The 24,005-nt window shown below is 58.7% G+C and carries 23 protein-coding genes; 16 read left to right on the top strand and 7 right to left on the bottom strand.

Annotated elements, in window-relative coordinates; genetic code table 11:
* Window positions 1-2: 2 nt before the first annotated feature.
* The 5 genes from BM364_RS05565 to BM364_RS05545 all read left to right on the top strand — a co-directional run bounded on the left by BM364_RS05565 (window position 3) and on the right by BM364_RS05545 (window position 4,396).
* A complete protein-coding gene (locus BM364_RS05565; protein ID WP_092421979.1) occupies window positions 3-1,130 on the top strand; it encodes a hypothetical protein in 1,128 nt (375 codons plus the stop codon).
* A gap of 12 nt (window positions 1,131-1,142) precedes the next feature.
* Complete coding sequence (locus BM364_RS05560; RefSeq protein ID WP_092421976.1) at window positions 1,143-1,574, top strand: HIT family protein; 432 nt, start codon at window positions 1,143-1,145, stop codon at window positions 1,572-1,574.
* Window positions 1,575-1,712: 138 nt separating this feature from the next.
* A complete protein-coding gene (gene lexA / locus BM364_RS05555) occupies window positions 1,713-2,426 on the top strand; it encodes a transcriptional repressor LexA (RefSeq protein ID WP_092421973.1) in 714 nt (237 codons plus the stop codon).
* A gap of 361 nt (window positions 2,427-2,787) precedes the next feature.
* Window positions 2,788-3,822, top strand: coding sequence for a UV DNA damage repair endonuclease UvsE (uvsE, locus tag BM364_RS05550; RefSeq protein ID WP_092421970.1), 1,035 nt, complete (start codon window positions 2,788-2,790; stop codon window positions 3,820-3,822).
* Window positions 3,823-3,976: 154 nt separating this feature from the next.
* Window positions 3,977-4,396 (top strand): YciI family protein, encoded by a 420-nt coding sequence (locus BM364_RS05545; protein WP_092421967.1) that lies wholly within the window; start codon window positions 3,977-3,979, stop codon window positions 4,394-4,396.
* An 89-nt stretch (window positions 4,397-4,485) separates the two neighbouring features.
* Here BM364_RS05545 and dksA read toward each other — a convergent pair whose 3' ends face one another.
* Both dksA and BM364_RS05535 read right to left on the bottom strand, forming a co-directional pair.
* Window positions 4,486-4,902 carry an RNA polymerase-binding protein DksA gene (dksA, locus tag BM364_RS05540; RefSeq protein ID WP_092421964.1) on the bottom strand — a complete coding sequence of 139 codons (417 nt, stop codon included), beginning with the start codon at window positions 4,900-4,902 and terminating at the stop codon, window positions 4,486-4,488.
* Window positions 4,903-5,065: 163 nt separating this feature from the next.
* On the bottom strand, window positions 5,066-5,488 hold the full coding sequence (locus BM364_RS05535) for a flagellar assembly protein FliX (protein WP_175528473.1): 423 nt from the start codon (window positions 5,486-5,488) through the stop codon (window positions 5,066-5,068).
* Window positions 5,489-5,736: 248 nt separating this feature from the next.
* Here BM364_RS05535 and BM364_RS05530 point away from each other — a divergent pair, with 248 nt between their 5' ends.
* The 4 genes from BM364_RS05530 to BM364_RS05515 all read left to right on the top strand — a co-directional run bounded on the left by BM364_RS05530 (window position 5,737) and on the right by BM364_RS05515 (window position 8,184).
* The gene (locus BM364_RS05530; protein WP_092421958.1) at window positions 5,737-6,861 is read left to right on the top strand and encodes a flagellar basal body P-ring protein FlgI; all 1,125 of its coding nucleotides are present in this window, start codon (window positions 5,737-5,739) and stop codon (window positions 6,859-6,861) included.
* Complete coding sequence (locus BM364_RS05525; RefSeq protein WP_092421955.1) at window positions 6,861-7,178, top strand: rod-binding protein; 318 nt, start codon at window positions 6,861-6,863, stop codon at window positions 7,176-7,178. Before BM364_RS05530 ends, BM364_RS05525 begins: the two co-directional genes overlap by 1 nt.
* The gene (locus BM364_RS05520) at window positions 7,178-7,648 is read left to right on the top strand and encodes a hypothetical protein (protein WP_092421952.1); all 471 of its coding nucleotides are present in this window, start codon (window positions 7,178-7,180) and stop codon (window positions 7,646-7,648) included. The genes BM364_RS05525 and BM364_RS05520 overlap by 1 nt, the downstream gene beginning before the upstream one ends.
* 212 nt (window positions 7,649-7,860) lie before the next feature.
* Window positions 7,861-8,184 (top strand): hypothetical protein, encoded by a 324-nt coding sequence (locus BM364_RS05515; RefSeq protein ID WP_139232489.1) that lies wholly within the window; start codon window positions 7,861-7,863, stop codon window positions 8,182-8,184.
* 126 nt (window positions 8,185-8,310) lie between these two features.
* Here the strand turns inward: BM364_RS05515 and BM364_RS05510 are convergent, their stop codons facing one another.
* Window positions 8,311-9,111: a flagellin gene (locus BM364_RS05510; RefSeq protein WP_092421947.1), complete on the bottom strand. Its 801-nt coding sequence runs from the start codon at window positions 9,109-9,111 to the stop codon at window positions 8,311-8,313.
* A 726-nt stretch (window positions 9,112-9,837) separates the two neighbouring features.
* Here BM364_RS05510 and BM364_RS05505 point away from each other — a divergent pair.
* The 3 genes from BM364_RS05505 to flaF all read left to right on the top strand — a co-directional run bounded on the left by BM364_RS05505 (window position 9,838) and on the right by flaF (window position 12,812).
* On the top strand, window positions 9,838-11,898 hold the full coding sequence (locus tag BM364_RS05505) for a flagellin N-terminal helical domain-containing protein (protein ID WP_092421944.1): 2,061 nt from the start codon (window positions 9,838-9,840) through the stop codon (window positions 11,896-11,898).
* Between the two features lie 166 nt (window positions 11,899-12,064).
* Window positions 12,065-12,502: a flagellar biosynthesis repressor FlbT gene (gene flbT, locus BM364_RS05500; RefSeq protein WP_092421941.1), complete on the top strand. Its 438-nt coding sequence runs from the start codon at window positions 12,065-12,067 to the stop codon at window positions 12,500-12,502.
* Entirely contained in the window at window positions 12,441-12,812 is a 372-nt protein-coding gene (flaF, locus tag BM364_RS05495; protein ID WP_092421938.1) for a flagellar biosynthesis regulator FlaF, read from the top strand. The genes flbT and flaF overlap by 62 nt, the downstream gene beginning before the upstream one ends.
* Window positions 12,813-12,987: 175 nt before the next feature.
* Here the strand turns inward: flaF and BM364_RS05490 are convergent, their stop codons facing one another.
* The 4 genes from BM364_RS05490 to BM364_RS05475 form a co-directional block, all read right to left on the bottom strand.
* The gene (locus tag BM364_RS05490; protein WP_092421935.1) at window positions 12,988-15,153 is read right to left on the bottom strand and encodes a hypothetical protein; all 2,166 of its coding nucleotides are present in this window, start codon (window positions 15,151-15,153) and stop codon (window positions 12,988-12,990) included.
* Window positions 15,154-15,165: 12 nt separating this feature from the next.
* On the bottom strand, window positions 15,166-17,031 hold the full coding sequence (gene flgK, locus BM364_RS05485; RefSeq protein ID WP_092421932.1) for a flagellar hook-associated protein FlgK: 1,866 nt from the start codon (window positions 17,029-17,031) through the stop codon (window positions 15,166-15,168).
* 214 nt (window positions 17,032-17,245) lie between these two features.
* Complete coding sequence (locus tag BM364_RS05480) at window positions 17,246-18,580, bottom strand: flagellar hook protein FlgE (protein ID WP_092421929.1); 1,335 nt, start codon at window positions 18,578-18,580, stop codon at window positions 17,246-17,248.
* A 247-nt stretch (window positions 18,581-18,827) separates the two neighbouring features.
* Window positions 18,828-19,832 (bottom strand): LacI family DNA-binding transcriptional regulator, encoded by a 1,005-nt coding sequence (locus tag BM364_RS05475; RefSeq protein WP_092421926.1) that lies wholly within the window; start codon window positions 19,830-19,832, stop codon window positions 18,828-18,830.
* 352 nt (window positions 19,833-20,184) lie between these two features.
* On the opposite strand from BM364_RS05475, the gene BM364_RS05470 reads away from it, so the two are divergent.
* The 4 genes from BM364_RS05470 to BM364_RS05455 all read left to right on the top strand — a co-directional run bounded on the left by BM364_RS05470 (window position 20,185) and on the right by BM364_RS05455 (window position 23,983).
* Window positions 20,185-21,129, top strand: coding sequence for a dihydrodipicolinate synthase family protein (locus BM364_RS05470; protein ID WP_210186388.1), 945 nt, complete (start codon window positions 20,185-20,187; stop codon window positions 21,127-21,129).
* Between the two features lie 62 nt (window positions 21,130-21,191).
* Window positions 21,192-22,145 carry a phosphoglycerate dehydrogenase gene (locus tag BM364_RS05465; protein ID WP_092421924.1) on the top strand — a complete coding sequence of 318 codons (954 nt, stop codon included), beginning with the start codon at window positions 21,192-21,194 and terminating at the stop codon, window positions 22,143-22,145.
* Between the two features lie 18 nt (window positions 22,146-22,163).
* Entirely contained in the window at window positions 22,164-22,709 is a 546-nt protein-coding gene (locus tag BM364_RS05460) for a TRAP transporter small permease (RefSeq protein ID WP_092421921.1), read from the top strand.
* Window positions 22,709-23,983 (top strand): TRAP transporter large permease, encoded by a 1,275-nt coding sequence (locus BM364_RS05455; RefSeq protein WP_092421918.1) that lies wholly within the window; start codon window positions 22,709-22,711, stop codon window positions 23,981-23,983. The genes BM364_RS05460 and BM364_RS05455 overlap by 1 nt, the downstream gene beginning before the upstream one ends.
* Window positions 23,984-24,005 lie beyond the last annotated feature (22 nt).

Genomic DNA, 24,005 nt, shown 5'->3' with positions numbered 1-24,005 from the left:
CAATGGAATTTTGGGACGTCGTCGTCTTCGGTCTCGAGGCCCTTCTCGTCTTCGTTGTTGCAACGACCCTGTTCGACACTCTCCATTGGCTGCTGCACCGCTGGGAGAATTCGCGCATCCCGCTGCTGCGCACCTTCTCATCGTGGCACTGGGTGCACCACAAGTTCCTCGGCCTCGACATGAAGATCAACCCGGCCTACGCGCGGCAGAATATCTGGCTGCACGTGCTGCCCGAGTATCTTACCTCGATGCTGGCGATCGCCCTGTTTTTGCTGGTCTTTCCCTGGCCGCCAGTCGCCCTCGTTGCGCTTGTACGTACCGTCATGTTCGTCTTGACCCTGCGCGAAGAAGGGCTTGATTACAATCACATGGCAATGGACCGGGTCGGCGGCAAGCAGGGCCTGCTGTGGGTGAACAACAACTACCACGCCATGCACCACGTCTATCCGCACAACTTCTTTTCTTCTTTCGCCAACACGTTCGATCTTCTGGTCGGCACCACATGCCAGATCACCGGCCGCCGCTTCCTCGTTACCGGCGCGGGCGGCGCCTTCGGTTCGGCCATGGTCAAGGCGCTCGAAAAGCGCGGCGCCATCGTGGAAACAGCCAAGTCCGGCGTTGATTTTACGGCCGGCAACTATGCTGGCATGGATGAAAAGTTGGCCCGCGCCGACGTCCTCATTCTCTCCCACGGTGCCAAGACCGACGACTGCTGGAACGCCAATTACGTCACTTTCCGCGATCTCATCGAGCGCTTCGCCGCGCTGGGACAGGAGCGCCTGATGCCCCCCGAAGTCTGGGCGCTCGGCTCAGAAGTCGAGTTTCACGGCGATATGGGGCTCGACGAACTCCGCGACTATTCGAGCTCCAAGCGCGCCTTTGCAGCCCGCGCTCGCCACTATTACCGCTCCGACGACCTCATCTATCGTCACGTCGTGCCCTCCTCCTTCACATCGGCAATGGGCAAAGGCGCCATGAGCGCCGAGACTGCGGTGGGCATAGCTCTCTTTTTTATCACGCGCGGCTTCCGCTATGTTCCCGTAACGCTCACGGGACTTGCCGTGCTTAACTATTTTCGCTTCCGCTACGCCAATAATGCCCGCGACGAAGCGCTGGCCGCAGCAGAATAGACGAGGGACAACATGAGCTACGATCCGACCAACATCTTTGCCAAGATCCTCAAGGGGGAACTGCCTTGTCACCGGGTGTTCGAAGACGAGACTGCCCTTGTGATGATGGATATCTTTCCGCAATCCAAAGGCCACACGCTGGTTATTCCCAAGGCCGCGTCGCGTAACCTTCTTGATGCCGATCCCGCTGTGCTCTCGGCGGTGATGCCTCTCGTGCAGCGGGTTGCGAGATCAGTTCAATCGGCCACTGGCGCTGACGGAATCCGCCTCGCCCAATTCAACGAAGCGCCCGCCGGTCAGACAGTGTTTCACCTCCACTTCCACTTGATCCCGGCTTATGAGGGGCAGAACCTTGGCGCCCACGCAAGCGGCCGCGCTGACGATGCGGAACTCGCGGAGCTAGCGAAAACCATCGCTGACGCACTGGCGGCAAACGCTGCCTGAACGTTGCTCGACAGTTGAGCTGAGCAAATCACGTAGTAGAACTCAACGCCGAATATAAGAACCTTGGGACTCTTGCGGAACATAGGCGGAACACATATAGTCGTTCCGTATACGTTCCGATTCTGGGGTCGACCGGCGATGCTGACGCGCAAACAACACGAATTGCTGATGTTCATCCATGAGAGGATGAAGGAAACCGGCATTCCCCCTTCTTTCGACGAAATGAAGGATGCGCTCGACCTCGCCTCCAAGTCCGGCATTCACCGCCTGATCACGGCGCTTGAGGAGCGCGGTTTTATTCGCCGCCTTCCCAACCGCGCCCGTGCTCTGGAAGTCGTCAAACTTCCTGATTCAATGAACCCGTCGCTGGGTGGTCGTAAGGCGCGTTTCGAGCCGGCCGTGATCGAGGGAAGCCTTGGCAAGGTCAGCACCCCGCCGGCGCGTGGCGTTGCATCCGAAGAATATGCCCGCCCCGTATCTATCCCGGTTATGGGACGGATTGCGGCCGGCACGCCCATTTCGGCCATCGAGCATCATACCCACACCATTCAGGTCCCGCCCGAAATGCTCGGTGCTGGCGACCACTATGCGCTTGAAGTGCGCGGGGACTCTATGGTCGATGCCGGCATTTTCGATGGCGATACCGTTGTCATCAAGAAGCAGGATCAGGCCAGCACGGGCGAGATCGTCGTGGCTCTCGTCGACGATGAAGAAGCCACGCTCAAGCGCCTGCGCCGCAAGGGAAATACGGTGGCGCTGGAAGCCGCCAACCCCGCCTACGAAACCCGCATTTTCCCTCCCGACCGCGTAAAGGTCCAGGGTCGGCTTGTCGGTCTTCTCCGCAAATATTGAGCGCTAAGCGACGACGCTGACATCTTTGCGTGGGCAGCTTGCTTTGATTGCTGAACCAGAGCACGGCTTTGCTCAGGCGAGACTTGAGCCCCCTCTCAGCCCGCCGTGATTAGCCCGCCCCATCCATTCCTCTCCCTCTCGGGAGAGGTGTCTTGGCAAAGCCAACCCGTAGGGTGAACCGGCAGCACGGCTCCCCCATCCCTCGCGTCGATCCATTTTGACGCCACCCAAAGACTGCCCCATAGGATAAGGTCGATAAAGAAAGCGGCGCGCCCTGCCCGTCCAGCCCACCGGACTGCCGCAACGCCTCAGTATGGAACAGCACGGCAGCACCGGCATTGCCTCTTCTGGAGGTAATGCGATGATCCCCAATCCGCTCAGGCTCGGTTTTCCCGTCAAGGTTGTTGGAAATCCGGCGCTCAAAAGCAATGACACGCGCCGGTCCCAATCCAATCCGCATTTGCGAGTATCGCTGACCTATCTCGACGAGATCTTCGACTATCTGGTCAAGCATGACATCCGCATGTACCGCATGTCCTCAGATCTCGCTCCCTACGCCACCCATCCTGACATGCCGCAGTTCCATTCCATGGTGCAGGACTCTGCTGCCGACCTTGCTGCAATCGGAAAAAAGGCCAGGTCTCTCGATCTTCGCCTGTCATTTCATCCCAGCCAGTTCATCGTGCTCAACAGCCCCGATCCGGGCTTGATCCGTAAAAGCGTCGCCGATCTGGTCAGCCAGGCCGAGATGCTGGACCTTATGGAGCTGGGACCAGAGGCGGTGCTCGTTGTTCATGTCGGCGGCGTCTACGATGACAAACTCGCTGCACGCCAGCGCTGGATCGACACATGGCCCACACTGCCGGAACCCGTTCGCCGCCGCCTCGTGCTCGAAAATGACGACCTGCGGTTCTCCTGTGCCGATGTTCTTCACATTCACGAGCATACCGGCGTTCGCTTGATCTTCGATCATCAGCACTTCTGGTGCCTCAATCCCGAAATGCTCGACCTGCGGGAAACCGTGTCGAAAATGCTGGCCTCTTGGCCCTCCCATGTTCGACCCAAGATCCATTTTTCCTCACCGCGCACCGAACTGCGCCAGTTGACGCGCAAGAACCGCAAGACGGGCAAGAATGAGACCGTCAACGTATCCCCGGTCTGGACCGGCCACGCCGACTTTGTGAACCCATTTGAATTCACCACCTTCATGCGTGTCGCTGAGGGACTGGAATTCGATGTCATGCTTGAGGCAAAGTCCAAGGATCTGGCCCTCGTGCGCCTCCGCCCAGATCTCTTGCGCTACGCCCCGGACGTCGCGGCACGTTTCGGCCTTTCGGCAAACCAGCAGCAATCATTTGAAGCGGAAGAAGCCGGGCTGATGGAACAGGAGGCCTGAACGCCCGACTACGCACGTCCAGAAAAATCAGGCTGGCAGGATCAGCCTAGCGTTGATGGAACCTGCTGTGTTTTCTGTTTCGCTATTGTCGAAACCCGCTCCTCCGGTTCGTTGCCTATGATCAAACCACTTGCGGCGCCAAAAGGAGAACGAGATGCGTGTCATGGTATTCGTCAAAGCCACCGTGGAAAGCGAAGCAGGGATCATGCCCGAGACCAAGCTCCTCGAAGAGATGGGGCGCTTTAATGAAGAGCTGATCAACGCAGGCATCATGCTTGGAGGGGACGGCCTCAAACCGACCAAATACGCAAAGCGCGTCGAGTTCGACGGGCCGCGCCGCACGGTAACGGATGGTCCTTTCACCGAAACCAAGGAACTGGTCGCCGGCTACTGGATCTGGCAGGTGCGCGACATGGACGAAGCCGTCGAATGGGTCAAACGCTGCCCCAATCCGATGCTGTCGACGAGCGAAATCGAAATCCGCCCCGTCTTCGAAATGGCCGATTTTGCCGAGCAGATGTCGCCCGAGGCAGAAGCGATCCACGCTCGTACCAGCGAACGCGTGGGACGGTAACACCCGCGCGCACGCATCGACAAAAGGTCTTGTTGAGCGACTGACGATCGCCGCCAGCACAAAGAAAAGCCCGCTTGCGCGGGCTGATCTTATTCGTCGCGATAGACTTTTTCCCGACGCTCGTGCAACTCCTGAGCCTCCAGGCTCAGCGTCGCCGTCGGCCGGGCATCGAGCCGAGCGATACCGATCGGATCTCCAGTCTCTTCGCAATAGCCATAGGTGCCATCTTCGATGCGCTTGAGCGCGGCATCGATTTTGCCGATCAGCTTGCGCTGGCGATCACGCGTGCGCAGCTCAAGCGCCCTGTCGCTTTCCGAGCTGGCCCGATCGGCCATGTCCGGATGGTTCTGGCTTTCTTCCTGCAGGTTCTCCAGCGTCCCCCGGCTCTCGCGCAGAATATCGTCTTTCCACGTCAGCAGCTTTGAACGAAAATATTCGCGCTGCCGCGGATTCATAAACGGCTCGTCTTCACTCGGCCGGTATTCAATAACTTCAACCGAAGACATCAGCAGATTCTTCTCCAATGCACCCTCGGCGGCCTATATAGGCTTGCTATCACCACCGGGCAAGCGAACTTGTTACAAAGGCTTAACCAACAAAAGCCCCTACCTGTCAGGCGCATAGCGCAAGACTGACAACATTTGATGAACCTTAAGTTTTGCTCCCGCCCTAAAGCGGTGGAAACAGGCCCTGCTTGGCAAGCTCCACCCGCACGCGCAGTTCGATATCGTCGAGCACGGCATCAAGCCCGGGCTCTGTGCGATCGCGGAAAACACTGAGCTCCAACACCAAAGCCTCGAGCCGGTCGACGGTGATCTCACCCACAAGCAGGTCCGCCTTGATTCCATCAAGAAGATCGAGCAATGCCGACCCGTGCTTGACGGCCTTGCGGCGCCGCCCCGAGGTCGCGTCCTCCACGCCCTGAAGCGCGAGAATGGCATCGAGCGGAGCGACAGGCGCGACTGAACTGGGCCGGGCGGCGCGCTGCGGCGCTGCCACATCCGCCATGGTAAAGGTGCCCCCCGGGCTAAATTTCCCCACCGCGCCACGCGCAGATACATTGGCCATCCGATTGGCGGATTCAATACGCACGGACTGACTCACCCCCAGCAATTCCTGTCGCAGGCAAAATCTGCCCGACATGGTTAATGCCCGCTTAATGTCCCCGGCAAGAATTGCAGGGCACGGCGAAAAGCACCAGGTTCCGCAGCTGAAACGACTGAATTAGATCACGCAGATCAATTACTTAGCGACGTAGATTCACTCTGGCACGCTTCTGGCATTAGGTGTGACGAACTGCAGCGCCATGGGGATGGCACTGCCTCAGACCGGGGAACGTCATGCCGCACCATCTCTTCCGAAAAGGCCTTGCCGCAGCGCTCTGCGCCGCGCTTTGCCTCATGCCGACAGCCCATGCGTACGCCGCGCCGGCTCGCATCAAGGACATCGTCCAGGTCGAAGGCATCCGCGAGAATCAGCTGGTCGGCTACGGCCTAGTCGTCGGCCTCGACGGCACGGGCGATAGCCTCAACAATTCCCCGTTCACGCGCCAATCCCTGCAATCCATGCTGGAGCGCCTCGGCGTCAACACGGCCGGCGAAAACGTCCGCACGGCCAATGTGGCGGCCGTCATGGTCACTGCGAGCCTGCCGCCTTTTGCCGCGCAAGGCTCGCGCATGGACGTCTCGGTAGCCGCCCTTGGCGATTCCGATAGCCTTCAGGGCGGCACCCTGCTTGTGACTCCGCTGCTGGGCGCCGATGGCGAAGTCTATGCCATTGCCCAAGGGCCGGTTGCCATCAACGGATTCAAGGCTCAGGGCGATGCCGCCTCGATCGTATCGGGCGTTCCAACCACCGGCCGCATTTCTTCCGGAGCGCTGATCGAGCGCGAAATCGGCTTCGAGCTGGCCTCCCAGCACACCCTGCGCCTTTCCCTGCGCAATCCCGATCTCACCACGTCCCGCCGCATCGCCATGGCAGTCAACGATTTCATCGGCGCCCCCACGGCCGTGCCCGAAGATCCGGCAACCGTGCGCCTGACCCTGCCTCATGGCTTCAACGGCAATATCGTCGATCTTCTCACCGACATCGAACAGTTGATCGTCCAGACTGATCAGTCCGCCAAGATCGTCATCGACGAAAACAGCGGCATCATTGTCATGGGCAAGGATGTTCGCGTTTCCGCCGTCGCCGTGGCTCAGTCCAATCTCACCGTTAGCATCGCCGAAAATCCAGAGGTCGTGCAGCCCGCGCCGTTCAGCAATGGCGTCACCGCCGTCGAGCCGAATACCGAACTCAACGTCACCCAGACCGACACGGCCCTCCAGATGATCAACCAGACCGTGTCGCTTCAGGAACTGGTCGATGGCCTCAACGCACTCGGCATCTCGCCGCGCGATCTGATTGCCATTCTCCAGGCGGTCAAGGCCACGGGCGCCCTCCAGGCCGAAATCGAGGTGCTCTGATGGAAACCACCGTCCACGGCATCAAGACCACGCTGCCTCCAAACCAGATCGCACGCCTCCAAAAACAGGCCGAAGACTTCGAAGGCGTTTTCCTCAACCTCCTGACAAAGGAGATGTTCGCCACGGCCAAAAGTGAAAACGGCTTTGGCGGCGGCTTTGGCGAAGACACCTGGCGGTCGATGCAGGCTGAGCAACTGGCCAACACCATGGCCCAAAACGGCGGTTTGGGAATCGCCGATCAGATCCTGGGGGACATGATCGCCCTCCAGGAAGCCAACCAGAACAACAGTTCGCGTAACACGGGAGTATATCGTTAATGTCCGCAGCAGCAGATCGCATCGCCTCGCTTGACAGCCTGCCCGCGCAGGATCTGTGCAATCAGGCTGAAGAATCGCTTCAGGCCCTGGTCACCATCATGAACGAGGAAACCACCCTGCTCCGCGCCGGCCGTTTTCGCGATGCCGCAGGTCTCACCGCCCAGAAAACCCAGCTGGCTCAGGACTATGTGGTTTTTGCCCGCTCCGTGCAGCGCCAGACCGATCGACTGCTTGCCGAAGCGCCGGAATCGCTCGATCGGCTGCACCAGAACCACGACAGCCTTGCAACGCAGATGGCGGAAAACCTGCGCGTCATCGCCACGGCCAAGACACTGGCCGAAGATATCCTGGTCGATGTTGCCGACAGCGTCGGCGCCAAGGACCGTACCCGCACCTACGATCAGTCCGGCGAAGTGCGCCTGCCTCGCGCTGCATCCGCTCGGGGGATCGCGATCAACCGCGCACTATAAGTGAGGTTTGCCGCGGCGCTTCCACCCTTGTGGTAAGCCCTCCAGAAGGAGCGCGAGCAACGCTTTCGGCCAGGGGCCTTCGCAGAAGCGAGGGCCCTTTTTATTTGGGCAAAGCCGACAACTGTCTTCAAATGCCGTGGTTTAAGCCAATGCTCTTCAAACGAAACTGCCCATAGCCTGACTTCGGCCAATTCTGGCCGGAGGACAGGATTATGAGCGCCAGAATAGCGCCGCGAGCCGAAACGATGGGCATCGGCTTTTCGCCCCACCTGCCCCGTTTCGCGCGAAACAACGACCGCAAACCACCCACACCCGACGAAAGCCAAACGCAAGCTCGGCCTGATGCACCAGATCATGCTGTACCGAGCGCTTTCGAACACGACAGCATTCTGCCGGCGCAGACCCTCTTCGAAACTTCGCTTCTTGCCAACCGGAGCAGCACCGGCCATTTCAGCCCCGAAGACGCCTTCCTGCGTCTGCGCCAGGATTGGTCCCCGCCCCTCAGTTCTTTCCCGCTGACCGACAAGACCATCTAGAAGCGCTATCACCTAATCAACCAGCCCGGTCCTCTGACCGGGTTTTTTCTTGCCCGCTTGCGCACGCACAAACGAAAAAGGCCCACCATGAAGGTGGGCCAAGTTCGTCGCAGTAAGGCTTGCGATTTAGCGGAGCAGGCGCAGTGCGGTTGCTTCGTTGGACTGCATGATCGAGAGGGCGGTCGACGCCATCTGCTGGCGGGTCTGGAGCGCCATGAGGTTGGCAGCTTCAGCATCCATATCGGCGGCGGTCAGTTCCGACGCGCCTGTCTTCAGGATGTTTGAAAGCGCGTTGTTGAAGTCCTTGCGGACGCTGATCAGAGCCTGGCTGGTACCAAAAGAGGCAGCCGCAGTTTCAAGAGTGTCGCTGAAGGTGTTCAGGGCGGTGACAGAGGCCTTGATATTGTCCTCCGTCGCCCAGTCACCCGCCACAGCAGCGACGCTACCGACAGCGATGCCCTCGATTGTAGTCTTGCTGCTACCGTCTTCACTCAAGGTAACCGTGATATCCTCTTCATTGAGAAGGTTTGTTCCGTTGATCTTTGAGTCAGTCACCACTTTTGAGATTTCGGCAGTCAGGGTGGTGAATTGCGCGGCTAGTGCCTTGCGGGCATCAGCGTCGGAGGTGGAGAGGGCCTGACCAGTCAGTGCGCGAGCCTGCTTGACGATGCCCTGAATGCCCTTAATACCTTCACTTGCGGCCTTCAGCGCAGTCTGCGCATTGTTGACACCATCAGAAAGAGTATCGATTGCAGCAGCACGCCCATCCATCTTGGATGCAGTAAAAAACTTCGAAACGTTATCCAGAGCAGTATTCACTGCTTTACCAGTGGCCAGACGCTTCTGAGATACTTCCATCTGATCTGCAACATTACGGAGAGCAGTGAGACCGAAGCGGGTGGACGATGCGAGATTGACTGCGGACATTGTTTGGACTTCCTGTACCAGATCTTGTTTTCGTCCGGCGTTTCTTGCCGGCGAGATCAGGTTTAGGGTTCAAAACCTGCCTGCCCCTCTCGGCAAAACAGGCAAATTGATTCAAATTTTATCGATTGTTGGTCCGCAGCGTTTTGCCGGTCTGAGAGAGCAGCCACTCCCAGGGGCACGAAGAAGCTATCCATCTTGCTCCCGGCTCCAATGCCCTCCTCTATTATCTCCCCATCACCGGCGCGGGCAGGACTGCATGCGAACCAGGGCCGGTGAGCCAGCGCGCCCCGTTCGCATGGGGAAGCACGTTCTGGCACCGGCCGACCCTGCGATTCCGGAGCTGTCCGAAAAACCGGCGCCGGAGGCAGGTCTATCACTTCAAAAAAATCAATCAGAGGCGAACCTTCCTCCGGCCCTGACCGCCTGAGGAAAAACGGACGCGGCTGCGCTGTCCGGCGCTTCGCGCTGCCGATTCCATTCGCCCCGCTTCCGCCTCTCCCCGTCAGCAGCGCATGTTCACACAACTTCAACGTCGTGCGTTAAGGGACAGTCGTCCCGCAACACAGCCGGAAAGCAGCGCAAAACCTGCAATTCCCGCGGCGCAGTCGGGCTTTACGGACTGGGTAAAGACTTCCGCAATTTAAGAAGATTTTAGCGAGTTCGGGTCATTCTGCACATGCCTCAAGGATTGAGGCCTAGCACCACACGTCCAGAAGGAAAACCAGTATGGGTTCCGACGTCTCTCTCTCAAAAGCCGTTCGCGCGAATCTTTTGAGCCTCCAGAACACCGCCTCGATGATGGACAAGACGCAGTCGCGTCTCGCCACCGGCAACAAGGTGAATTCTGCCCTCGACAACCCGTCGAACTTCTTCACTGCCTCGGCGCTCAACAGCCGCGCCGCGGACATGAGCAACCTGCTCGACTCCATGGCCTCGGGCATCAAGGTCATCGAAGCCGCCAACAACGGCATTACCGCCCTGACCAAGAACCTGGAATCGATGCAGTCCACCCTGCGTCAGGCCCGTCAGGACAAGACCTTCCAGACCAAGTCCTTCGAAGTCAACGATCTCAGCGAGATCTCGATCTCCGGCGGCCAGTTTGGTGACGCAGCTGTCAACATCAGCCTAGCAGATGCGACTGTGCCCGGCGTCAAGGCCGAACTGACCACCACTGCAGCAACAGCTTACCTCGGACCTGTCTCGGCACCCGATAGTGCAGCTGGTGCCGGTGCACGCACCATGCTTGACAAGACAGGCATCGCTGACACCAACACCATCACTGTTGCTGGTGTGACCGTAACTGCCACAACGGCCAACCTGGCCGACGACACCACCTTTGCGGCCGCTATTCAGGCTGCGCTGGATGGCAGCGCCGAAGCTGGCAAGTACACGGCGACTGCCGGTACTGGCAGCAATGCAGGCAAGATCATCATCGAGTCCGTTGATCCTGCTGTGGAAGCCGCAGAAGTCGATGTCTCGGCTGCTGGGACGGTCGCTGTTAAGGGCGCTGCCGAGTTCAACTATTCTGACGTTCCCACCTCGATCACTGTGGGCGGCCGCACCATCTCGACCGGCGCCACTGCTGCCGAATTCGTTGCAGCTCTTAAGGCTGATGGGCTGGCTAACGGCTACGATGTTACCTATGACGCCGACAGCGGCGACATCAAGCTCGAGAACCTCGACTTTGGTGGCACTGCCCCCGTTGTTGCTGGCATCGATCCCGCCGATGTCGCCACGACTACGGTTGTTGCGGGCGCTTACACCACTGAAGTTGCGGCTGCGAAGCACGAGTTCACTGTGTCTTATGATGGTAAGACTGCAGACATCACCATCGGCGGCGTAAAGGCCGGCGCGAATGCGCTCGACATCAAAAACTGGCAGGATGCAACACTTGCCTCTGTCGCAACGCAGCTCGAAGCCAAGGGAATCAACAACGTCGTTGGCACCTTTGACGAAGACGGTAAGTTCTCGCTGGTCGCCAAAACTGCCGAAGCAAAGACCCTGGCTGTTTCAGGCCGTGACTCTGTCGCTCTCTTCGGCACCAATGGTGTAAACACCGGCGTTGCTGAAAAGAGCGAGCTGAACGCAACCAAAACCGTCGATAAGTTCGTGGAACTGATCAACCGCGATCATGGTGGCAAGGTTCGTGCTTCCAACGACAACGGCAAACTGCGTATCGAGAATCTCTCCACTCAGGAACTCGACATCGGCGTCGATCTCAACGGCAACGATGCACCGGTCGCCAGCAAGATCGATGGCAACTCGGTTCGCTCGAACCTGTCCAAGCAGTTCAACGAACTGCGCGACCAGCTCGACAAGTTGGCCGATGACTCCTCGTTCAATGGTATCAACCTGCTGCGTGGCGACAAGCTGAAGATCACCTTCAACGAGTCCGGCACCTCCTCGATCGATATCCAGGCCAAGGACAAGAACGGCAACGTTCGCGGTATCAACGCCTCGAACCTGGGCGTGGACAGCCTCGTGGCTGAAGATCTCGATACCGATGAAGCGATCGACGCTTTCCTCAGCAAGCTCTCTTCCGCTCTGACTGAACTGCGCTCGCAGGCTTCGGCTTTCGGCTCGAACCTGTCTTCGGTCGAGAACCGCCAGTCGTTCACCAAGAACATGATCAACACGCTGGAAACCGGCGCGGCGAACCTGACCTTGGCTGATACCAACGAAGAAGCAGCCAACCTGCTGGCCCTCCAGACCCGCCAGCAGCTGTCGTCCTCGGCCCTGTCCATGGCTTCCCAGCAAGACCAGGCTGTGCTGCAGCTGCTGCGTTGATCGCAACGGCATCTCAGGAACTGGAAGGCGGGCCACAAGCCCGCCTTCTTCTTTTTGCGCCATAGTCAGGGAGAATCGCCACACTGGCGCCGCAGCCATTCCGCTGCTAACTAATGAAAAAAGCCCGCCAGACGAGCGGCGGCATTCCCAGAACAGGAAACCAGACATGTCCCTCAAGGTCGAACTCAAGCCCGGCGAGCGCCTGATCATCGGTCAGTGCATCATCACCAATTCCGACCAGCGCACGCGCCTCTTTATCGACGGCAAGGCCCCTATCCTGCGCGAAAAGGACATTCTGACCATTGCCACGGCGGACACGCCGGCAAAACGCATCTACCTGGCCGTACAGCTGATGTATCTCGAGGACGATACCTCGCGACTGCGCGAAGAATATTTCAAGCTTGTCAACGAGATAATACAGGCAGCTCCGTCGATGATCACGCTGATCAACGGGATCAACAACGAGATATTAACCGGGGCGCTATACAAAGCTCTCAAGGCAGCCCGCAAGTTAATTCAGTACGAACAGGACCTTCTTGCAAATGTACCATCAGGGAGCGCAGGCATACCAACAGGTGGCCCGCAAAACGGAAGCCCCGCGTGATCGCGAAGCAAATTTGCTTTCCCGTGCGGCTTCGAATCTCCAGCTTATCCACGATGCCTGGGAGCTGAAGCAAGATAGCCTCAACGAGGCCCTGCTGTTCAACCGTCGCATCTGGAACATCTTCCTCACCTCCGTTACCCGCGAAGACAACCCGCTTCCTGCCCCTGTTCGTCAGAACATCGCCAATCTCGGCCTCTTTGTGATGAACGAAACCCGTGAGCTGCACATCGAGCCGGCCAAGGCCAAGCTCCTGCCGCTGATCAACATCAATCGCCAGCTGGCCGCCGGCCTGCGCGGCGCCGAGAGCTGAGTTTCTCCCTTATTCACGGTTGCCTAGACGCAACGATAATGGCCTCCGGATTGAACCGGAGGCCTTTTTGTATGCGCAGTCGCTGACATCATGACTCCCAGAGCAAAAAGAAAGGGGCGCCGCAGCGCCCCTGACCATGTCGAACCTTCTAGCCCTATATCGCGCCCTCTGGCGCTTACTTGAGGTAGTTGACGAGGCTGAGATTAGCCACCGAAGCGGTGGTTTGATAACTCGCTTCAAGACGCGTCTTGAGCGCCAGAAGCTGCATCGCCGTTTCCTCCATCGTCACGGTCTCGATATCGCCAAGCAAAGACTCAAGCTGCCCTGAATATGCGATATTGCGTTCGGAGGCGCGGCCGACAGTCGCCTTGGTGACACCCAGTTCGAGCGCGATGCGTTCCACCGAACCCTCATTGGTCGCCGTGTCGGCCGACATCGCCTTCATCTGCCGCTCGACCATCGCGCTGAAGCGACCTTTCGCAGTCGGATCATCGTTCCGATATTCCGCTACGCTCATGGCCGCCAGCGTCTTGACCATGGACAGCAAGCCATCTTCGTTGGCGCGAACGCCATATCCCACCTTGGTCGCATCATCGACTTGCGCGGTGGCAGACATGCGCGGATTGGTCGAGGCGATTTCTCCAGTGTACCAGACGACGGTTCTACTGGCACCGTTTTCGAGTGCGGTGCCCGCTGCGTTAACACGCTTTGGAATTCCATCTTCGGCGAAGAAATCGTTGGTCGCTGCAAAAGTCGAAGCAGAGACGAGCTCGGTCTTGGCGGTATCATCGAGCTTGAGGCGCAGCGCGGCAGCGAAGTTCGCAGCGGTTTCGGCAGGATCATCGGAGATACGGAACTGTCCAAGGCCAGGGTTTTCATCAACCGCAGACAGCTTGATGGTGGTCGAGGTGCCGTCAGGCATCTTGACGCCGAAGGAAACAGACTCTCCTGCCCGGACCTTGCCCGTGAATGTGATGCTCGGATTGGAAGCGGGGGTAACGGTCGACTCACCGACCGTAGTCGAGATCGAGGTGATCTCACTGAAGCCGAAGACCCCAGAGCTAGCACTCAGCGCCACGGTTGCGCCGGTCTGGTCAACATCCAGACGGCCGGTATGCACGCTGGCCTGAAGGTTCCCCAGCTGGTTCTTGATAGCAGCGTCGAGGGCTTGCATCGTTTCGGCACGTGTGGCGCCGATGGCGAACTCATTCGCCGCCGGCGTTCCCGATGCACGAGCAGTGAGTGTGATGGTCTCGAATGTCTTGTCAGGCTTCTGCACCGTTATACTCAGCGTTTCGCCTGCAACGGGATTGCTCGCCAATTTAATACCGAGCTGCGCGCTGCCATCGGCATCGCCCTTGATTGTGATGGCCGAGTTGTTGGTGGTGATCGAGGAGAAGCTGTCGAGATCGCCTTCGAGAGCGGTCAGGGCTTCGTGAAAGTTTTTCGCCGTGGCAGATGGATCCCCCGGCACGCGCACATATTCGCCGACCACCGCAGGGTCAGAAAGCGTGGTAACAGCCGTCATACTTCGGGTTTGCGCTGCGGTTCCATCCTGGCGCTTGAGAGTCACGATCACCGTCGCATCATCAGCAGGCACCGCCGAAAAATACGAACTGTGGTTGATCGGGTTAGCCGTCGGCCCCGACGTCTTGATACCGCTTGCTGCTCCGGGCGTGGGAGTGCTGGACGAAATCGAGGTCAGCTTGTAATCGAGCTTGTCGAACATGGCCGATGACACGCTCAGGTAATTCCCGTGAGGACCGCTGATCCGCGTATTCGGCAACCCCAGATCGCCGAGATCAACCGTCTCGGCTGTTCCCAGATCAGCCCGGTTCCGCTCATTGACGACTGTCTTGAAGCCATCGAGCGGTCCCTGACCATTCATGATCAGGTCCATCGACTTGACCGGCGGGGCGTCGGTCTTGTTGCCGCCCATCATATAGCGGCCAGCCACGCTCAGATTGAGCGTCTCGAGGAGCTGGGAAAGCCGGTTCTCTGAATCCTTCTGCAGGCTGGCCATAACCAGCCCGTTTTCGCCAAAGCTCGTCGGCGTCGCCGAGTTTCGCGTTTCTGACTTGAGGCTGTTGAGCGAGGTGAAGGCCTGGTCGAGGAAACTCAGGCGCAGGTTCACCGTATCGATATTGTTGGCGAACGAATCGAGCTTGGTCAGGCGCCCGCGCGTGGCGAGGGACACGGTGCGGTCATTGCCCATTTCAGCCAGGTTCTGCGCCTTCTGGCCATTGCCCAACTGCGTCTGCAGCTTGCCCAGCTGCCCCTGCATGGTCGAGATCGCGCTATAGCCAGCCTTGACCGGATACATGGATTTGTTGATCAGCATCTTTGCGATCCCTTACCTGAACGACTGCATTAGGGTGTCGAGCAATTCCTGCACGACGGAAGCGACCCGCGCATTGGCTGCATATGCGTTTTGCAGCTCCATCAACCGCGCCACTTCCTCGTTGATATCGACCCCATAATTGGCTTCCATGCGCGAGCTGATTGCGTCGAGCGTCTGCCGATTGGTCGCGTCGGCATTCAACGCTGTCTGGATGGTGCTGCCCTGGAACTCGACCAGCTGATTGACCATATCGGTCAATGTCCCACTCATGCGGAAGCCGCCATTCTTGGCGCCTGCGGACGAGTTCGAGCCGAAGCGTAGCGAGTTGAACTGATCGACGAGATACTCAACCCGCTTGCTGTCGCCCGACGCAGTATTGGCATCGTATTTAACGAGCAGGTTGTTGTCCTGAACGACCGCCGGATTGATGGTGATCCGCCCGGCAAAGCCGAGGCGCTGGCCCTTGCCACCAAGGGAATTGGTAAAAGGCTGACCATCGGCGTCGAGAAAGAGCGGAAGTCCGAGATCGCCATCAGCCAGATCGCTGGCCGTCCAGCGGGAAGTAGCCGATATAACCGTTGGCGCGCCGGCACTGCTGCGGATCTCCAGCGTCGAAGCAGGCGTGCCGGCCGAAAATTCTGGGCCAGAGTTTGTCGCGGACCAGCCATTGAGGCTCGTGAGGATGTCGTCCATGTGCGTTGCCGTCGGGAAGCCTGCCCCACCTTGGACGCCGATCACCTTCATGCCATTGCTGTCAGGCGACCTCAGCGGTAGCTTGGTCGGATCATCCACACGGACGATACGCGCCGAGTAGTCATTGCCGTCCGATCCACGATACTTGAAAACGACATCGTCTCCGTCCTGCAAATTGGACAGATCGACGTCAAAACCTGTTCCATTGGACGTTCCCGGCGTCTGCACAGTCGAAAACACCTGCGAGAGCCCCGCCGCAATATCGTCGAGCTGCCGCTGCGCTTCCTGCAGCGTCGTATCGCGCATTTGGACAAGCGCGCCCATAGTGCCGGACCGGATGGCACCCTCTTTGACGAGATCGACCCGCGTGCCGTTCGGCGTTTCGAGGATCAGCTTGCCGACGCCACTCTGGGAGTCATCGATACTGAATTCCGAAGTCGGGGTCAGCGAACCAGCCTGCTCGAAACGCAGGAGCGAGGGTTTGACGTCGAGCAGCGACGCACCTGACAGCGTTGCCAGCCGAACCGTGCCGTCTGGATTGTAATCGACCCGCAGGTCCATCATTTCGGAAAGGCCTGACACAAGGCGATCGCGCTGGTCGAGCAGGCTGTTGCGCGTATTCTTGTCCACGCCATAATCGGCGAGAACCATGTTCACATCGGCAAGTGAAGTGAGCATGGAATTGATCTGGTCGACATTGGAGGCCATGCGCGTCTCGGTCTCGCGGCGCATCGACTGCACCTCCTTCGAGAGTCCGTTCAGCGTATTGGCCATGTCCCCGGCCTTGTTCACCACCTCGGCGCGGGTAGCATAGTTGTCGGGACTGGTCGCCAGGGCATCGAGTGCGTTCTGCAGATTGCCCAGCATCGTGTCGAGCGAACCCGCACTGCCTGGCTTTCCGAGCGAAGTCTGCAGGCGATCAAGGAAAGTCGCCTGCGTTGCCGTGAACGCCGTCGTCGGCAGTTGCTTGGTGTAATAGTTTTGCAGGATCGGATCGAAAGCGCGGTTGACGTCTCCCGCGCGAACATAGGAATTGTCCCCGCGGCCAACCTCGACGACGTTAAGCGTCTGCTTGTGATAGCCGGGCGTGCCGGCATTGGAAATGTTGCGGGAAATGACTTCCAGCGCCGTCTGGCTGGCCTTGAGGCCTGAAAGGGCGTTCCCGATCGCGACTGTCAAACCCATTGCGGGTCTCCTTGGAAGCGCAGCCTCTGCAAGGCGCTATCGCACCAGCAGAATTCGCGAGGATTCACTGAAACAGCGAGTCCCGACGCAAGCGCCGGGACAGGGGAGAAAAAGGGAGTGGAAACGCATTGCAGGCCCAGGCGAGGCGTTGACCGGCCAGACAGCCCGTAAGGCCGGTCAGAAGATGCAATCCACTCCAAAGACATCGTAAGCCTCAGCGGATCATGCTGAGCGCTTCCTTGAGCATCTCGTCGGCCGCCGTCACGATCTTGGTGTTGGCCGAATAGGCCTGCTGGGTGACGATCAGCTTGGTGAATTCTTCGGAGATATCGGTGTTGGAGGCTTCGGTGGAGGAACCCACAATGCCCCGGCCGGTCTGATCCATGATCGGCTCGCCTGACTCGGAGGTCGCTGTGTAAGCACCGCCATCACCACGCTTGAGCGCGTTGGCGTTGGAGAAGGTTGCCGTCACGATCTGGGCGACTGCTTTGGTCTCGCCATTGGTGTACGAAGCCACGACCTGGCCATCATCGGAAATACCGACCGAAATGAATTCACCGGCACCAAAACCGTTCTGCTTCAGCGTGGTCGTCGTCGCCATACCGCTGTTATCGGCAAAGGAGGTCATGCCCTTTGAGCCGTGGCTGAGCGTTACGTCGCCAAGAAGGGCTCCGTTCACCTCAAGATCTTCGATGGTAACTGTTGCCGGATTGGGGGCCGCAGCCCCGCCTATCTGAGTAAGCACGCCGCCTTCATAGCCGTAGTCATTAACCTTCTTCCAAGCCACAAGCGCATCGGGATCACTGCTCGCAGCATAATAGAGAGACCACGTTTCAGGACTGTCGTTGGAAGTTTTAGCCCATCGCATTTGAACGTTGATAGGCTCACCCGTGGAGTTGTAAGTCGTAATGCCGCCCCCGGAGATCGACTGAGCAACAAAAGCGTCCGCTTGAGCACCAGCAGGGATTGCGCCCCCCAGATCCTGAATATCTTCAGAGAGAAGTTCGCTGCCCAACTCTGCAGGATTGTACGCCGTAGTCTTAGGCGTTTTGGGCAAGTTCAACTGATAGTCTATAGTGGTAGTCGCCTTCGCGGGCAGGAACGACTTCTCAATCTGGATGGGCTTCGCCACAGAGCCACTGACAACCCCGTTCTCCATATCCAGACCCGTCAACCGATACCCCGCGCCGTTGACGAGGAAGCCGTTCCGATCCACCTCGAAATCGCCGCGGCGGGTATAGAAAGTCCCCGGGCTACCATCAGCCTTCTGCGTGACAAAGAAGCCGTTGTTGTTGAGAGCCATATGGGTCTCGGTGTCGGAATTCTGGATGTCGCCGCGCACGGTATTCATGGAGCGCGAAAAAGCCGACACCGCGCCGGCAACCTGGGTCTTGACCGGCGCGTCGGGGATCATGTCGAGGAAGCTCGTATCGATGCGCTTGTAGCCGATGGTCTGCGAATTGGCGATGTTGCCGGAAATGTTCTCCATGGCGTGCGACTGAGCCTTGAGGCCCGAAACTGCACTTTGAAGAGCGCCAAAAATACCCATTTAAAACTCCAGTTCCCCAAAAGACGCAGCGAGCGCCTGTTTGCCCAGACCAATGCAAGGGGAATGCCAGACTTTTAAATCGTTGAATTCAAATGAAGATTGCGGCTTGGTCTGGTCGAGAAAGGCGCGACAGTCGGCAGAAACTGGACTCCAGGCTGGCAAGATTTGCCGTGTTCTCTCCGCTGCTGACACAAGGATCGGTGAGTGCTGCCACTACCCGCCTCGCCTTAGAGGCAAGACATCCCTGCTACCCGCGGTAGACCGTCAGGTCGGTGGCGATCAGAAAGGTATGATCGACCGGTTGTTCCTTGCGCATGAGGTGCGCCAAAGTGCTGAAAGCACGGCTTGCGATCTCCGTCTCGTTCTGGCGCACGACGAAAACCGGGTTGGGTAGGTAATCGATGATCGCCGAATAGGCGAATGTTCCAACAACCAGCGAAGCAGGGACAGCGCCGAGCCGATCGCGGACAGCGCGCATCGCGCCGTGAAAGATGGGCAGCGAGCCGAAGATCAAGCCGCCGGGCAGTTCACGGGCCTCGCCCAGCAAGTCGACGATCAAGGCATAGCCACCCTCTTCGCTGTCGATCATCGAAGGGCGTTTAGAAACCCTCACGCCGGACTGCTCCGCCGCAAGTGCCGTGCGTTCTATGCCCCTGGCACGCAGAGCAGTCGTCGGGTTGCTGAGCGGCCCTGAGAAAAAGACGATGTCCTTCGCGCCTGCAGAAAGAACATTCTCCGTCAGGACGCGGGCGCTAGCCAGATGATCACTGCTCACGAGGTAACCCTCGTCGCCCTCGAAGTGACGATCGATCCTGACGATCGGCATCTCGGCTTTCCGTCCTGCTCCGAGCCCTGTTCTAGGAGGCTCGCACGGGGTCAGGATCACGCCATCAACCCCGCGGGCAGCGAAATTTTCAATCGCCAGCCTCTCTACCGCAGGATCTTCGCCAGTGGATGCGGTAACGAGGACAAAGCCTTCGTGGCGACACTGGCGCTCGAGTGCAGAGGCTAGTCGGGCAAAGAAAGCATTTGCGATGTCCGGCACGATCAGCGCCACTGTGTGGCTCCTGGCGAGCTTCAGACTCCGCGCCGCCTGGTTATAGCGATAGCCGTGTTCGGCGATGAAACTCTCGATGGCGGCCTTGGCCTTTGGGCTGATCCTGTAGTCGTCGGCCTTACCATTGATGACCAGGGTGACGGTTGTTCGAGAATAGCCTGTCTCGGCGGCTATTTCCTTGATCGTCTTCGGCATGAAGTTTCAAATATCCATCTGGTCTAGACAGGCGCGCTCGCGATTTCCGCTTGCGGCTGCAACTTAATTTGTATTGGCGCAGCAGTCGCTTGGCAACGTTCGCCGCGGCACGTCCTGAACGAGTTTTCCCCGCCAAGGGTGGAGCCCTGGCCCTCTTGTCTTGCCGTGCCGTTTTCGCTAGAGAGCCTTTGCTAACTTGTGTGAGCAAGAATTAGCAGGTGAGGAGTTCATCTCAAAGCCCATCTGTGTTCGGCGCTTGAAAACGCTTCAGCACAGACGTGCTTTCGCCTTCCTAGAAGGACGAACTTGAATGGTCTTCACGCCTCTTCCGATGAGACATAGGTACGAACCGTTGACCGCTTCCGCTGCTGAACTTGACCGCCACTCCGGCATCTGGCCGGTTATGCTGACCCCTTTCCGGGACAACTTGGAGATTGACTGGCGCTCGCTCGAGCGGCTCGTCGACTGGTATATCGAGAACGGCGTGCATGGCCTTTTTGCCAACTGCCAGTCGAGCGAGATGTTCTTTCTCTCGGACAAAGAATCCGTCGAGCTCACACGTTTCATCGTGGACTATGCCGATGGCAGGGTCCCGGTGGTCGCTTCGGGCCATACCGGCAACACCTTCGCCCATCAGGTCGAGCAGCTTCATGCCATCGGCGAGACAGGCGTCGACAGCGTCATTTTGATCTCCAACCGTTTGGCGACAGCTGATCAGTCCGACGAGATGGCGCTGGAGTGGTTGCAGCGTCTGACCGAGGCAGTTCCCGAGCCCATGACGATGGGCGTTTATGAGTGCCCCTACCCCTATAAGCGCTTGCTTTCTGATGCTGCCGTGGAATGGTGCGCCAAGTCTGGCCGCTACACCTTCGTCAAGGACACGTGCTGCAACATCGACACCATCCGTCGGCGCCTCAAGCTGATCGAGGGGAGCAAGCTGCACCTGCTCAACGCCAATGCGCAGACCCTGCTCGACACGCTCAAGGCAGGCGGTCACGGCTATTCCGGTGTGATGGCGAATTTCCACCCAGCACTTTATGTGTGGCTGGTCGAGAACTGGCGCAATGCCCCTGAAAAGGCCGAGACGCTATCGGAAATCCTGACGCTCGCCGCCCTTACCGAGTATCTCGACTATCCGGTCAATGCCAAGGACTACCATAAGCAGATTGGCACCTTTGAAAGCCGGATCTGCCGCAGCCGTCCCATTGGCAGCTACGATGCCCTGCATTTCCCGACCACTGTCGCTCAGATGCAAAGCCTTGCTGCCCGCTGCAAGGACCTGATCGGTCTTTCCTGATCATGCGTGGCGGGGCCGCGAGGCCTCGCCCCCCTTCTGGTACAAGTTCCGAGGAAGCGATTTTGACACGTACCGTTCTAGTTACCGCCACCAATTACTCGCGCCTCTGCAGCGAGGGCAAGGCTCTGCTCGAAGCCAACGGCTGCCGTGTGATCGAGAATGACTTTGGTCGTCCCATGACGTTCCAAGAGCTGTCCGATCGAGTTGGAGATGCCGATGCAGTTGTCGCTGGTGTCGACACCTGGAACGACGATGTCTTCGCCATCGCACCTCGGCTCAAGGTGATTTCCCGCTTCGGCGTCGGCGTCGACAATATCGATGTGGAAGCCGCCCGGGCTCGCAACATCAAGGTGACCAATGCAGCAGGCGGCAACGCCAATGCCGTTGCCGAACTGACGATTGGCCTGATCATCTCGGCAATGCGCGGCATCCCGGAGCTGCACGCCTCGACACGCAAAGGGGCATGGGACAGGTTTGTCGGGGAGGAACTCATCGGCCGCACCGTTGGCATCCTCGGCTTCGGCAACATCGCGCAGAAAATTGCAAAGAAGCTGAAGGGTTTCGAGGTCAAGGTTCTTGCCTACGACAAATTCCCCAATGCGGAAGCGGCGAACGCTCTCGGGGTTGAACTCGTCGATGCCGACACAGTACTGACGCAGTCCGACATCGTCTGCACGATGCTGCCCAGTCTGCCGGAAACCCGCCAATTCATGAACGCGGATCGGTTCGCAATGATGAAGGACGGAGCTTACTTCATCAACACTGCCCGCGGTGCGCTGGTCGACGAGACGGCCCTCAAGTCCGCGCTCGACACCGGGAAACTGCGGGGCGCCGCAATCGACGTCTATGAGCGCGAGCCCACAGATGCAACAAATCCGCTGTTCCAGGCGGCCGGTCTCGTCACGACACCGCACACGGCAGCGGAAACCTACGAAACCTACAGCAGCATCGGCGTGCTGACAGCGCAGGCTGTCATCGATGCCCTAGAGGGGCGTGAGCCCCGTAATCTCCTCTGAACCCTTGAGGTGCGAGCCATGCCGGTTCTCACATTTATTGACCGCAAAACCGAAAACTACCTGCTCACCGCAATCCTTGTAACCATTTCGGTGGTTTTGGTGGTGCAAGTTTTCATGCGCTACTTCGTCAACAGCCCACTGGTCTGGGCTGAGGAACTGGCGCGATATCTGCTGGTTTGGTGCACCATGATCGGCACCAGCCTGGCGGTCCGTGAGTCCCGGCACATCGTTGTGGATTTCGCACCGGTCCTGTTCGGACCTCGATCGGTGGGGATCTTCCGGCTGATCTCCATGGCCGGTATCATCGTCTTCAGCATCGTCGTCATCTACTACAGCGTACCCTTCGTACAGCGCGTGCAGCAGATGAACCAGCTCTCGCCCTCGCTAGAAATCCCCATGTGGTGGGTCTATCTGGCTCTGCCGGTCGGAGCGGCTGCGTCGATCCTCCGCGCTATCCAGCAAGTCTACCTGCAGCTTCGCTATGGCCTTGCTACGCCAGAGCCAGAGGTGGCGGAGGTGCCGCCCGTCGCTGCATCGCAAATCCAGGACAAGGCAGGCCGCTGATGTATCCCGCTCTCGCTCTAGGTTCCTTCCTCGTCCTTCTCTTCCTGACAATTCCGATCGCAATCTCGATCGGCTTGGCAGCGTTTGTTCCTGGGTGGTTGGGGGCACCTGTCAATCCGAGTCAGGTGATCCGCACGATCGTCACGGCCCTTGATTCTTTTCCTCTACTCGCCGTGCCGCTCTTCATGGTGGCGGGCGACATCATGACCGCAGGCGGCCTGGCCCGGCGTCTCTTCAATTTCGCCGATGCGATCCTGGGCCGTTTGAATGGCGGTCTTGCAATTTCGACGGTTGCCGCGTGCATGCTGTTTGGGGCCATCTCTGGCTCCTCGCCTGCAACGGTCGCCGCGATCGGTGCAATGGCGATACCGCTCCTGACAACCAACGGCTATGACAAGCGCTTCGCCACGGTCCTCGTGGTGACCTCCGGCACGCTTGGGGTTATCGTTCCGCCCTCGATCCCCATGATCATTTACGGCATGGCAGCGAATGTTTCGGTCAGCGAACTGTTCCTTGCCGGCATTGGTCCCGCATTGGTCATCGGCGGTCTTCTGATGGCCTATGCCTTTTGGTACGGCACGCGCAACAAGCACAAGATCCGGACGACTGCTGGCGACATTCCGTTCTTCCAGGCGATCCGCAGCAGCTTCTGGGCGCTGCTTGCCCCCGTTGTCGTCCTTGGCGGCATCTATAGCGGCATTTTCACACCCACAGAAGCCGCAGCGATCGCGGTTGCCTATAGTGCCTTTGTCTCGATCTTCGTGTTCCGCGAGCTGACCTTCCCCGAATTGATCCGTGTCGTCGGACGCACGGCGCTAACCATCGCGCCGATCCTGATCATCACCGGCACTGGCGCGGCATTGGGACGAGTTCTCAATCTGCTGGGCGTCCCAACAATGCTCGGCAGTTTCGTGTCCGATATCGTCAGCGAGCCGTTGATGTTGCTGTTGCTTGTCAATGCCATCCTGCTGCTCGTGGGCATGGTGATGGAAACCCTGGCCGCGATCATCGTGCTCACGCCGATCCTCCTTCCCGTCATGCTGATGTTTGGCGTCGACCCGATCCACTTCGGTATCATCATGACCATCAACCTGGCGATCGGCTTCGTCACCCCGCCCGTGGGCGCAAACATCTTCATCGCCACTCAGCTGACCAAGCTGGGGCTCATCGAAATCTGCAAGGGCCTGCCAATCCCGTTGACCTTGCTGATCCTGGGTCTAGCCATCGTTACCTATATTCCAGCCGTCGCCCTTTGGCTGCCAGCGGTGTTCTAGGTCCCAATCATCCATGTCTACA

Source organism: Devosia crocina, from assembly GCF_900116545.1.
Taxonomy (GTDB): domain Bacteria; phylum Pseudomonadota; class Alphaproteobacteria; order Rhizobiales; family Devosiaceae; genus Devosia; species Devosia crocina.
This window is presented reverse-complemented; position numbering and strand designations above follow the sequence as displayed.